The following is a 10,497-nucleotide window of genomic DNA, read 5'->3' on the forward strand; positions in this document are numbered from 1 at the left end:
ATCGGGAACTTGTGCTGATATTCTTTGATAATTAGTTAGGATTTGTTTGATGATATTTTGATAATGAATTAGCTTATCCATTTAATAATTTCCTCTTTTTTAATGTCAATTACTAATAGTAAAACTTGATATTTTTGGAGGATTAATTCAATTGCAACTTGCGCAAAAAACTTTTCATAAATTTTGTGACTAACTGCCAAATAAACTTTATAACTTGGGTGGGTAACAGAAAGGAATGTTTGATAAATTAAATATTGCCCTAAGAGGATATCTGAAAAGTTTTTTGATACTGAATTTTGCCCCCCTAGCCCCCCAAATTTGGGGGGAACAAGAGTCAATTTGCTATCTTTAAGTCCCCCAAAATTGGGGGATTTAGGGGGCTTTGTTGCACAGATGATGTAAAATGATGAATCCGTTTATCCGCGCCCGAATCTGTGTCTAGCAACTCCCTCACTCCCCATCACCTATCAAAATCAAAGGCGACCAATAAAACGGCCTTTCATCCTTATAACTTAACTTTGCCTGACGTAATGCTTCCACCTTTGTCATTCCTTGTTGCAAATTCTGATAAAATTTTACCATAATATCCTTTGTCATCTCATCCTCCGCATTCCATAAACTGGCAATAACCGCATCAGCTCCCGCACGCTCAAATAAATAGGCAACTCCTGCTATTTCTTCACCGTTGGAGTCAGCTTTCATGGCAGTTTGGCAAGCACTCAAAACGATTAAATCAGTATTTTCTAATCCTAAAAGTGCAGCATCTCTGATATTAAAAGTTTTTCCATTGGCAAACAAAATAGTATTTGCTTCTAAACCCACACCAGGGCAACCATCCTTTTGAAAGCAACCGTGGGTAGCGAGATGCACTAAGGGAAAACCAAGGGATTCGTTTTTGAAACGAGGGAGGGTTGCCTCTTCTCGAATGTAATGTTTGTTTGGTAACTGTTCCGCGATAATTTTGGCTTCATCCTCTGCACCAGAGAGGTCTACTTTTGTGGGTTGGGGATTTCCAAATGCTAATACTTTCATAGATTGAGTCTTTTTTTCCTGCTGTTTGATGCGGGAAGAGATGCGGGTGAGGTAGTGGATGGGATATTTTTCTATTAAATATTCGTTAGCTTGATTATCGTATAGGGTTTCAAAGGGAATATAACGCAATTTCTCGGTGGCGATGATGGCTAGTTGTTTGGGGGAGTAAGCTGCTATTTCTGCTTCCATCGGGCGAATGAGATAGTCATAGAGTTTTTCTTGGTTAGCGGCGAAGTCGTCGGAGTTGGGGTTTTCTAGTTGCTTGCGATATTTGGTGAGGATGCAATCAAATTCTTGGGTATCTATGGGAATTTTTTTAACTAAGACGGGTTTGTCTCTAGTGACAAAGAATATGGCGATGCTATCGGGAACATTTGTAATACCAGTTAAAAGAGCAGGTTGAATAACAACAGTATCCGGTGCAATATTGGCTTTGAGTTTGTCGATGTCTTCTGGTTTGAATTCAAAAAGCTCGGCAACTTCTGGGAATTCCTTGCTAATTTTTTCCGCAAGTTGGCTGTTTGTTGCTTGTAACTGGTTAATTTGTTCGGAAAGTTGAAGACTCCATTCATCTTCTATTTTGTTGTAGAGAAATTGTAATTGTTGATTGTTTTCTTGCCATTGGTTAATCAGTTTTTGAGCTTTTGGGTTTTTGACTTTAGCATCAATAAGGCGAGTGTAGTCAGCGAGGTCGAAAGTAGTAGCCAGGTTATACCATTGCCAGGCAGTGTCAGGTTGATTTTGGTCAATGAGGAGATCTATAAGGGCGATCGATCTGCCCTCATTTTTTTCATCTGCTAAAAAAGCTTTACGGTTTTCTTTTTTTAACCCCCCACGCATTTCTAGAGTAATTTGTACTGACTTTTCCCACTTTTCTATAGCTTTCTCTGGTTGGTTGCTATCTCGGTAAACATGAGCAATGTTACTGAGAGTAGTAGCTTCTTGTGAGAGATCGCCCACCTCTTGCGTAATGGGTAAAGCTTGCTGGTAGTATTCTAATGCCTTTTGGCGTTGACCTATACTGCTGTAAACTGCACCAATATTGATGATAGTAGTAGCTTCTTGTGAGCGATCGCCCACTTCTTGCGAGATGGGTAAAGCTTTCTGATAGTATTCTAATGCCTTTTGGCTTTGACCTATACTGCTGTACGCTACGCCAATATTACTGAGAGTATTAGCAACACCAGAGCGATCGCTCACTTCTTGCGAGATGGGTAAAGCTTTCTGGTAGTATTCTAATGCTTTTTGGCGTTGACCTATATCTTCGTAAACAGCAGCAATATTATTAAGAGTAACGGCTTCTCCAGAGCGATCCCCTATTTCTCGTCTGATGGGTAGAGCTTGCTGCAAGTATTCTAATGCCTTTTGGCGTTGACCTATATTGCGGTAAACTTCACCAATATTATTGATAACAGCAGCTTCTCCTGAAGGATCGCCTACTTTTTGAAAGATGAGTAAAGCTTGCTGGTAGTATTCTAATGCCTTTTGGCGCTGACCTATATTGCGGTAAACTTCACCAATATTATTGAGAGTAATGGCTTCTCCAGAGCGATCCCCTATTTCTCGTCTGATGGGTAGAGCTTGCTGCAAGTATTCTAATGCTTTTTGGCGCTGACCTATTCTGTAGTAAACTCCACCAATATTATCGAGAACAGCAGCTTCTCTTGAGCGATCACCCACTTCTTGCATGATAGGTAAAGCTTGCTGGTAGTATTCTAATGCCTTTTGGGGTTGACTTGTAATGCTGTAAACTGCACCAATGTTGGTGAGAGTAGTAGCTTCTTGTAAGCGATCGCCTATTTCTTGCGTGATAGGTAAAGCTTGCTGCAAGTATTCTAATGCCTTTTGGCGTTGACCTATACTGCTGTAAACTACACCAATATTAATGAGAGTAGTAGCTTCTACTGAGCGGTTTTCTAATTCTTGCGTGATAGGTAAAGCTTGTTGGTAGTATTCTAATGCATTTTGGCGTTGACCTATACTGCTGTAAACTACACCAATACCAGTGAGAGTGATAGCTTCTCCAGAGCGATCGCCCACTTCCCTAAAAATCATCAAGGCTTGGTCATAGAAATTTAATGCTTCTTGTGGCTTGCCTATACGATAATAGTTAAAACCAAGACCAAAGTTAGCATCTGCCTCTTTTTCTCGATCTTGAATTTTTCTGGCAATAGCTAAAGCTTGTTGAAGCGTTTCTATAGCCTCCTGAGATTGATATTGCCCTATTTGTTGGAATGCTGTTTCTAGTAGTTGCTCTAATTGTTGTGCCTGAGAGTCAGAAGTTTGGGCGTAACTCCGTTGTGGTAATAGTGGCAGTATTAGAGGAGTTGCAGTCAGGGTTGTTATTCCGATTAGAGAGGTAATAATAATTCGTTTCATTGTCTTATTTTCCTCAAATAAATAATTAAGCCAAATAGAATTAGGTTAAAATTGAGCAATGAGCAAATTTAAACAAAGTAAATTTGAACAAGAATTAAATAGCCATGAGTAAAACTTTATATTTGGAAACAAGTGTTATTGGCTATTTAACCGCCAGACCAAGCCAAAATCTAATTGTTGCTGCTAATATGACAGTAACCAGAGAATGGTGGGAAACTTGCCGAGACAATTTTGAAATCTATGTCTCTGAGACAGTATTAAATGAGATAGCAAAAGGCGATCCAGAAATGGCTCAAAAAAGAATAGAGGTTATTACAAACCTTCCCTTTCTCTTTGCCAATGAAACTGTTACAAACTTGACTGAACAGTTTCTCCAACAAACCAATCTTCCCCCTAAAGCTAGTGATGATGCGTTGCATATTGCCCTAGCAACTGTTTATAGTTTAGACTATCTTTTAACATGGAATTGTCGCCATATTGCTAACCCTGATATCCAGAGAAAACTATCTGAAATTAGCACTAACTTTGGCTATGAATTACCAATACTTTGTACACCTTATCAATTAAGAGGAAAAAACTATGATGTTACCTGATGAAATTTTAGAAGAAATTTACCAAATTCGAGAAGAACACGCCAAAGCTTTTAACTACGATTCGAAATTAATATTAGCTGATTGTCTGAAGAGACAAAAGCAATTTGAGAAAGAATGGCAAGGGAAAATCAAATTCATTAAAACTCCTTTGAAAAAAAGAAAAGAAAATAGAGATTCCGTAGAAAACACAGTGTGAGCGTCTCGCTCACGCAAGACAGGGGCAAAACCATAACGGGAGCAAGATGCTCCCACTGGCTAAAAATTGAATCTTAACTAACTACTACTACAACATTGATTAACTATATTCCCCAGCAATTTTTAAGACTTGGTCGTACAGAGGTTTTGCTACCCAGAAACCAGCTTGATGAATGAGCTGATCTAGCAAAGGTTTAACTTCAGGAATCAGTTTTCGACCTTTAGCCGCAATTAAAACTCCTAAAACCCCTGTACATCGTAAATTTAATCTCTCTGCTGCCTCCCTACCCTGACGCTCGTCAATCAAAAGTTTATCTGCTGACATTTCTACTGCCAAAGCAATGGCTTCAACTTCACCCGGATCTAGTTCTTTTTCCAAAAGTTCTACTATAGTTTGGTTAGTAACTGAGCGAATTGAAATCCAACTATATGTTTGAACTTCAGTTGCACCAGCTACCGGAAAAGTTGTTTCTGTCAATTCTTTGTAAACTGCTGTAGGAATAATCACATTACCGTATATTTGCTGCAACAGATTTAATTGGTTAATAGAGGCTAAGTTATTGATAGCTGAAGTATCGCTAACAATAATCATAATATCCCCATCTCTTGTAAGTTTTTAATGTCTTTTTCCAAATCTTTTATGTCATAATGAACTGGAATTTGACGACTAGCTAATAAATGCTGAAAAGCAATTCTATTCATGTCAGCAAACCGACTAGCTTGACCTAAAGTCAGTTTTTCTTTTTGGAAAAGCATAACAGCTATTTCCAGTTTCATCTCAGATTCCGTCATTCTAGTCGCACACAAAATTTGATCGGAAATAATAATGCTCATGTTCAATAATTAATAATTAATAATTAACAATTAATAATTATATCAATTCCGGAACCCAACCTACTAAATACTCAATAGACATCTCCAGAAAATAAATCTTTTAATTAGAGCAGGCTAAGGATACGAAAAATTCACCCTAAAAAATCTTTTTTCGTGCCTTTTTCCTAAAAATATTTTACCTGTTGCCTGTTGCCTGTTGCCTGTTGCCTACTCCTGCAAAAAACCTATATCTTTTTCGGAGATGTCTAATATACTAAATACTATTCTGTTCTTGAGTGAGAAGTAGCAGTAATAATCAAAATTTGTTGCTCCAGTTCCAACTCCATCTCACTGACAATATAACGACTCTTACCAGGACACTTCATATCTCGAGGTAGACCTTTTGCCTCATCTACTCCAAGCACAGTTTCATGTTTAATAACTGCAATACCTTTCTCTGCATCCTCCCATTCCAAGTCATCCATTCGGACCTGAAAACGTCGGGGTGTACCTTTCATATCTAGTTCATCTTCATCCCCACGAAGTTTAATAGGTTCACTAGAAGTTGGCCACCAAATGTCTCCCTTAAACTTAATCCGAACAATATTAGCGATCGCTTCTTTAACAATCTGACCTTTTTTAATAGTAATATCTTGAGAATTAATATCTATTACCGTACCCGATCTACTATCACCATCTTTTAATACCACTCTCGCATTAGTAGGGAAGGAAAAAGGAATAGATTGTACCGTTGATTTACATTCAGTTTTTACAATAAGTTTAGGGTTAGCGATCGTCTGTCTGATATCTCCTACCACGACTGTCAGACAAGCAACTAGAAAAATTATTATAATTTGAGTTATCTTCATAGTTATACCGGATATAAATATTAGTTACTACTAATATGTTTAACCACTGTGTTAGTGAAATTTTCCGGAGATATAGCGCTGTGCGCAGGCAACAGCTCATCTGGCAACAGGCAACCCACCCCTTGCCCCTCCCCCTCCCAGGAGGGGAATAAAAAACGGATAATATAAGACTTTTAGCTATTGGACAATTCTTGTAATTTGTAAATATGCCAGCGCACATTTAACAATCTGTAGTAACGCACCATTGCATAAATTCAAAAGTCAAAAGTTAAAAGTTAAAAGTTGTTAGTATAAAATTATAAAAAAATCATAATTTATAGAAAATGTTTGGTAAAATAGCTAGTTTATTAAGTGTATTAGGAGTCGGTTTATATTTCACAGGTTGGATTTATCGTTGGGCTTATTTTAGTTATTTTCAACTAGAAGTAACTACTCTAGATTTACCATTTGAATCATTTTTAATTGTGCCAATACAAGTATTTTTCGGCAACATATCTAGCGGAGATATTTCTACTATCTTGCGCACTATTAAGATAGCGATCGCCACTTTTATCATCATCATAATTAGTTTCAAAATAATTCAATTTTTTACCCAAGGATTGGCAAATATTATTAATCAAATAATTTCTTGGTTGTTACGAAAAACATTGAAAAGAAAATGCCATATAATTAATCGTACCCTCCTTTCATTTCCCAATTTTCAACCAGTTAATGATGAAAAGTATGACAAAGTTTTAATTAATGAAATAGTCATAGTTACCTGGTTATTAACAGCCTTATTTTTCCTCGGTCAAAATCAGGGAAAAGTTGATGCTATTCGAGACTCGCGCAACGAAACATCATCTCTTCCAGTAGTAACTTTAATAACACCAGAAAATAAACTACCATTAGGCAGAAAAGTTGATGATACTGGAGACGATCCTAAAGTTGGCAGTTTTCGTGTTATCGGAGATTTAGAATTATATGAAGAGTTACTATTACAAGATTACAATGACAAAACCAAGCCTCAACCTCTCCAAATTATCTGGCGACTGCTGATCGATAGAGACGGTCAATATTATATATTCCCCTCTTTGCCAAAAAATGCTCCATCAAATGTTAGCCCTTCAGTGGTAATTATTCAGCAGAGCGATCGTGGAGAATATGTTGTTATTCTCAGCCCCGAAGCGACACCCTAAGTGTGGGGAGTGGGGGAGTAGGGGAGTGGGGGAGTAGGGAAAATAGAAAGATTTACTGTTGAAGCACTCATAATAAGTTTTTTCATCACGCTATTATCTGGACATGATATAAAACCTAAAACCTACAACCTAAAACTTACCAAATAATTAATAATTAATAATTAAATAATTCTGGTTGAAAGCCTCCTTTTACCAATGGATAATTGAAAATTTATAATTGATAATTAAAGAGTTAGAAAGTTAGGGAGTTAGAGAATTCTTTCATTATCCATTATCCACTATCAATTATCCATTAATAATATTTCCTGATATTCAATTCCGTAACGGTTTTAACCAGAGGTAATTATCCATTATCCATTATCCATTATCCATTATCCATTAATGAAAGCCGCCTTTCAATAGCATTGTTAAAACGATCGCTCATTTCCTCCATCTCTAAATTAATCAAAGACACACCCTCATCAACTAAAATTTTGAAACCACTTGCAGCATTACCAACCAGACCAACTTTTTGCCAAAAATTAGTCAAATTTTCCTGGAGATATGACTCCCAAATTTTCTGATTTTCTGGCGCAATAGAAACCAAAATTCGGCAACCACCCTCTCCAAACAAAAACTCATCCCACCGAAAATCAGACTTTTTGGCTAATTCCAAATTAACCTCAGCTCCCAACTTCCCACTAATACAACACTCCGCCAGAGCGATCGCTAAACCACCCTCAGCACAGTCATGGGCAGAATTTACCCAACCTTGACGGATACCATGACGACAAACTCCCTGTACCCGACGCTCCAAATCAAAATCTACCTCACTGGGTTTCCCAGCAACCACACCATAAACAGTTGCTAAATATTCAGAAGCAGCTAAAGACCCAACTCCTAAATTTCCAATTAAATAGATAATATCTCCCTCAGTTTGCCAACCTTGCCCACAAATACGACTCAGGTCAGGAATTAAACCCACCATTCCCACCACTGGAGTCGGATATATCCCCTGGGGATGACCATCACTATCCAGAGTTTCATTATACAAAGACACATTCCCACCAGTAACAGGAGTTCCCAACTCCCGACAACCTTCAGCAATACCGCGACAACTCTCCGAAAGTTGCCAATATCCCACAGGTTTTTCCGGACTACCAAAATTGAGATTATCCGTAACTGCCACAGGTTCGGCACCTACACAACTGAGATTCCGAGCAGCTTCCGCTACTACCGCTTTTGCTCCCATATATGGGTCTAGATAAACTAAACGAGAATTGCAGTCTACCGTCGCAGCAACACCAGAATTTGATGGTGGGTTGTCCGTAGAAATTTGCGGACGCAACCGAATGACAGCAGCATCACTACCACCAGGCAGCATAACTGTATTATTCTGCACTTGATGGTCATATTGCTGATATACCCAATGTTTAGAAGCGATAGTAGGAATATCTAATAAAGTCAGAAGAATATCATTCCAAGTTTGCCAATTTCCTTGCACTTCAATACCTGCTTCCGTACATGATGGCAAAGATGCCGAATTCCATGACCAAGCTTTTTGAGCATATTCCGGTGCATCAGTCAACAACTCCCGGTGATAAATAGGAGTATTATCTGCCAAAGCAGTAGCAGGTATTTCCGCTGCTATTTTCTCCTCAAATAAAATTCGCACAATAGGTTCCTCAATAACTGTACCAGCAACCACAGCATGAAGTCCCCAACGCTGGAAAATATCAATTAATTCTTGTTCGCGACCTTTCTCAGCAACAAACAACATCCGTTCCTGAGATTCTGAGAGCAAATATTCATAAGGCACCATCCCAGTTTCTCGTACTGGCACTTTGTCAAGGTCAAATTCAATACCCACACCACCATTTGCTGCCATTTCAGAAGTAGAACAGGTAATACCAGCAGCACCCATATCTTGAGCTGCCACTACTGCCCCTGTTTTGAATGCTTCTAGACAAGCTTCAACCAAGCATTTTTCCAAGAATGGGTCGCCTACCTGTACAGCAGGCCGATCGTCAATTGATTTATCGCTGAGTTCGGCACTGGCAAAACTTGCTCCACCCATACCATCTCTACCTGTGGTGGAACCGACATATAAGACTGGGTTGCCAATACCGGATGCACCAGATTTAACTATTTCGGGAGTTTCCATTAAACCCAATGCCATGACATTGACTAAGGGGTTGCCTGTATAAGCAGGGTCAAAGTAAATTTCTCCACCAACTGTAGGTACTCCGAAACAGTTTCCGTAGTGAGAAATGCCGGAAATTACTCCAGTAAAAATGCGTCTAGTTTTGGCATCTTCTAGGGAACCGAAACGTAGGGAGTTAAGTACAGCGATCGGACGAGCGCCCATTGTGAATATGTCTCGGAGAATGCCACCTACTCCAGTAGCAGCACCTTGAAATGGTTCGACAGCAGATGGGTGGTTGTGGGATTCAATTTTGAAGGCGAGTTGGAGTCCATTGTCTAGGTCTACCACTCCGGCGTTTTCTCCAGGTCCAACGAGAATGCGTTTACCTGTGGTGGGAAATTGTTTAAGGAGAGGGCGGGAGTTTTTGTAGCAGCAGTGTTCTGACCACATTACTCCAAACATTCCCAGCTCTGCTTTATTGGGGTGGCGATCGAGGCGGTTGAGAATTTCTTGATATTCTTCTGGTTTGATGCCTTCGGATGCTATTTCTTCTGTAGAAAAGGGAGTTTGTGACATAATTTATAACTGGAAAAATGAGTTAATTTTTTGGTATTTTTATTATCTCATTAATTATGTCAAACTTAATAAACATCTCCTCCAAAAGAGGAAGTAGGGAGTAGGGAGTAGGGAGTAGGTGGAAATAATTGATTATTTCTATGAGATAATTGATTTTATTTTTGATTATTGGAGATACTAAGACAAAATAGATAGACATTTTCACTAAAAGAGGTAGGTAGGGAGTAGGGGGAAATAATTAATAATTTATGTACAATGACAACATTCATTTTTTTTGTCTTTGTTGCTGATAATTATAATTTTCTTCATGGTCGATAGTACCAAATAATTTTAATACTTTCAGTTGTTGACGACGTTGAATATATTCACGCAAAGCTGCTTCTATCAGGAGATTTTCTGTGGAATGGTTGCTCAAAGCTAGAGCTTCCTTCAGGAGTTTTTCATCAATATTAATATTAGTTACCATATATTAATTAGCGTAGTAATATGTGACAAGATTATTGTAGCAAAAAAAACTGTTTAAACTCTAGAGAATATTAACGAATAATTAAGATTTAAAGCTTCTCCTTATAAAGAAGAAAAAAGCGGTCGTTTGCTTTGCAACGCTGGCGCGAAAAGCGGAGCTTCCCGTAGGGTGGGATTGCGTTTTGCTCCGCAACATGTAAAGCGGAGTGGGTCTGCAAGAACGAGTTTTGAAGCCATCTCCAATCGGCCAAGAGAAGAAAAAAATTTCCTGT

The 10,497-nt window shown here is 38.5% G+C and carries 10 protein-coding genes; 3 read left to right on the top strand and 7 right to left on the bottom strand.

All coding sequences use genetic code 11. The features are described from left to right. Positions 1-68 precede the first annotated feature (68 nt). Together AC3DU7_RS14505 and AC3DU7_RS14510 are read right to left on the bottom strand one after the other, a co-directional pair. Positions 69-338, bottom strand: coding sequence for an element excision factor XisH family protein (locus tag AC3DU7_RS14505; RefSeq protein WP_488040038.1), 270 nt, complete (start codon positions 336-338; stop codon positions 69-71). 112 nt (positions 339-450) lie between these two features. After that, positions 451-3,411 carry a CHAT domain-containing protein gene (locus tag AC3DU7_RS14510; RefSeq protein ID WP_488040039.1) on the bottom strand — a complete coding sequence of 987 codons (2,961 nt, stop codon included), beginning with the start codon at positions 3,409-3,411 and terminating at the stop codon, positions 451-453. A 104-nt stretch (positions 3,412-3,515) separates the two neighbouring features. Here AC3DU7_RS14510 and AC3DU7_RS14515 point away from each other — a divergent pair, with 104 nt between their 5' ends. After that, positions 3,516-4,004, top strand: a complete 489-nt coding sequence (locus AC3DU7_RS14515) for a type II toxin-antitoxin system VapC family toxin (protein WP_488040040.1) — start codon at positions 3,516-3,518, stop codon at positions 4,002-4,004. Next, on the top strand, positions 3,991-4,200 hold the full coding sequence (locus tag AC3DU7_RS14520) for a hypothetical protein (protein WP_488040041.1): 210 nt from the start codon (positions 3,991-3,993) through the stop codon (positions 4,198-4,200). The genes AC3DU7_RS14515 and AC3DU7_RS14520 overlap by 14 nt, the downstream gene beginning before the upstream one ends. Positions 4,201-4,299: 99 nt before the next feature. Here AC3DU7_RS14520 and AC3DU7_RS14525 read toward each other — a convergent pair whose 3' ends face one another. The 3 genes from AC3DU7_RS14525 to AC3DU7_RS14535 all read right to left on the bottom strand — a co-directional run bounded on the left by AC3DU7_RS14525 (position 4,300) and on the right by AC3DU7_RS14535 (position 5,881). Continuing rightward, a complete protein-coding gene (locus tag AC3DU7_RS14525; RefSeq protein WP_488040042.1) occupies positions 4,300-4,791 on the bottom strand; it encodes a PIN domain-containing protein in 492 nt (163 codons plus the stop codon). Next, positions 4,788-5,033: a UPF0175 family protein gene (locus AC3DU7_RS14530; RefSeq protein WP_488040043.1), complete on the bottom strand. Its 246-nt coding sequence runs from the start codon at positions 5,031-5,033 to the stop codon at positions 4,788-4,790. Before AC3DU7_RS14530 ends, AC3DU7_RS14525 begins: the two co-directional genes overlap by 4 nt. 260 nt (positions 5,034-5,293) lie before the next feature. After that, on the bottom strand, positions 5,294-5,881 hold the full coding sequence (locus AC3DU7_RS14535; RefSeq protein WP_488040044.1) for a hypothetical protein: 588 nt from the start codon (positions 5,879-5,881) through the stop codon (positions 5,294-5,296). 323 nt (positions 5,882-6,204) lie between these two features. Between AC3DU7_RS14535 and AC3DU7_RS14540 the strand changes: the two genes are divergently transcribed. After that, a complete protein-coding gene (locus AC3DU7_RS14540; RefSeq protein WP_488040045.1) occupies positions 6,205-7,059 on the top strand; it encodes a hypothetical protein in 855 nt (284 codons plus the stop codon). A gap of 364 nt (positions 7,060-7,423) precedes the next feature. On the opposite strand, the gene purL is transcribed toward AC3DU7_RS14540, so the two are convergent. Together purL and AC3DU7_RS14550 are read right to left on the bottom strand one after the other, a co-directional pair. Next, positions 7,424-9,760, bottom strand: a complete 2,337-nt coding sequence (purL, locus tag AC3DU7_RS14545) for a phosphoribosylformylglycinamidine synthase subunit PurL (RefSeq protein WP_488040046.1) — start codon at positions 9,758-9,760, stop codon at positions 7,424-7,426. 265 nt (positions 9,761-10,025) lie between these two features. Next, a complete protein-coding gene (locus AC3DU7_RS14550; RefSeq protein ID WP_488040047.1) occupies positions 10,026-10,226 on the bottom strand; it encodes a type II toxin-antitoxin system VapB family antitoxin in 201 nt (66 codons plus the stop codon). Between the last annotated feature and the right edge of the window lie 271 nt (positions 10,227-10,497).

Source organism: Okeania sp., assembly GCF_983059655.1.